Raw genomic sequence first — 1,790 nt, 5'->3', positions numbered from 1 at the left:
GTTCAGACTAACACTTTTTAATGCGCATGATAATAGTTATTATTTATTTTATTGATTAGGTACACAGATTTTGAAACAAAAGGCCGTCTGAAAAATAATTTTCAGACGGCCTTTAAATTTGAAATGCCGCTAAACCTTATCGCTTTCCAGCTTAAGCCTGATAACGCGACAGGCTCAAATCGTCGCTTCGGATTTCGGTATCTTTGCCGCTCACGATATCGGCGGTTAATTTTGCCGAACCCAGCGACATGGTCCAGCCCAAAGTACCGTGGCCGGTATTCAGGAAGAGATTATCAAAGCGGGTGCGCCCGATTAGCGGTGTGCTGTCGGGCGTCATCGGTCTGAGACCGCTCCAGAACAATGCTTGTTTCAAATCGCCGCCTTCGGGGAACAAGTCGTTGACGACCAAAGCCAAGGTTTCGCGGCGTTTTTCGGGCAGTTTGATTTCGTAGCCAGACAATTCCGCCATGCCGCCGACGCGGATTCTGTTGTCAAAGCGCGTGATGGCGACTTTGTAGCTTTCATCTAAAACGGTGGAAACCGGTGCGCCGTCTGAGTTTGTGACGGGCAGGGTCAAGGAATAGCCTTTGACGGGATAAATCGGCAGATTGAGATCCAACTGCGCCAACACAGTCCTGCTGAAGCAGCCGAGCGCGCAGACAACGGCATCTGCTTCAAACCGCCCTGTTTCGGTTTCAACGGCTTTGATGCGCAGCCCGTTGTGGTCGATGCGGCTGATGGTTTGGTTGAAGTGGAACTGTACGCCCTTTTCCTGACACAATTTGTATAGGTTTTCAGTGAAGAGGTGGCAGTCGCCGGTCGCATCCGCAGGCAGGTGCAGGCCGCCGGCAATTTTTGCGGTAACGCGTGCCAGCGCAGGCTCAAACTCGGCGCATTCTTCGGGTTTCAGACGGCGGTACGGCACGCCGTAGCGTTCCAAAACGGCAATGTCTTGTTCTGCCGCTTCGACTTCTTTAGCCTGACGGAAAATCTGCAACGTCCCTTTTTTGCGCCCTTCAAAATTCATGCCGGTTTGCGCTTCAAAACGGCGGAACATTTCTCGGCTGTATTCAGAAATCCTGACCATGCGCTCTTTGTTGATTTGATAGCGCGCGGCCGTGCAGTTTTGCAGCATTTGCCACAGCCATTCGATTTGATACAGGCTGCCGTCAGGGCGAAACAGCAAAGGCGGATGGCTTTTAAACAGCCATTTCAGCGCTTTGGTCGGAATACCGGGAGCAGCCCACGGCGTGGTATAGCCGTAAGAAAGCTGGCCTGCATTGGCAAAACTGGTTTCCATCGCCACACCCTCGGCGCGGTCGATGACTGTTACTTCATGTCCTGCCTCTGCCAGATACCACGCGGAAGATACGCCGGCAACACCAGCACCTAAAACAAGCACTTTCATTTTTCTCCTCCTCTGACTTTTTTCCAAACAGACTTAATATACATCGGGCCGTCTGAATATTCAGATTCAGACGGCCTTGGACATTAATGCGGCAATTCGCCGTTTTTGATTTTTTGTTTGAAGTCGCGCGTTTCATTGACGATGACTTTCGCCATCAACAAAAGCGCAATCAGGTTGGGCAACGCCATCAAGCCGTTGAATGTGTCCGAAGCCAGCCACACCAAATCAAGGCTCAACACGGTTCCCAGCATAACCGAAGAAACATAACCAACGCGGTACAAACCGGCAAACTTCTCGCCGAAGACGTAAACCGCGCATTTCTCGCCGTAATAACACCAGCCGAGAATGGTTGAGTAGGCAAAGAAAATCAGGCCGATGGTGA

The 1,790-nt window shown here is 51.1% G+C and carries 2 protein-coding genes; both read right to left on the bottom strand.

Going from position 1 to position 1,790, the window contains the following annotated elements; genetic code table 11:
- Positions 1–151: 151 nt before the first annotated feature.
- Positions 152–1,408: a D-amino acid dehydrogenase gene (locus tag ACTHUM_RS13020; RefSeq protein ID WP_070461263.1), complete on the bottom strand. Its 1,257-nt coding sequence runs from the start codon at positions 1,406–1,408 to the stop codon at positions 152–154.
- A gap of 83 nt (positions 1,409–1,491) precedes the next feature.
- On the bottom strand, positions 1,492–1,790 hold a 299-nt coding region (locus ACTHUM_RS13015; RefSeq protein ID WP_440403062.1), incomplete at its 5' end, for an alanine:cation symporter family protein.

The organism is Neisseria sp. P0021.S006 (assembly GCF_051956895.1).
The sequence above is the reverse complement of the archived record's forward strand: the minus strand, read 5'-3'. Positions and strand labels throughout refer to the sequence as shown.

What these genes read in the sequence shown, in the direction of transcription:
- ACTHUM_RS13020 (WP_070461263.1), bottom strand. Translation starts at nt 1,408, where the DNA reads ATGAAAGTGCTTGTTTTAGGTGCTGGTGTTGCCGGCGTATCTTCCGCG.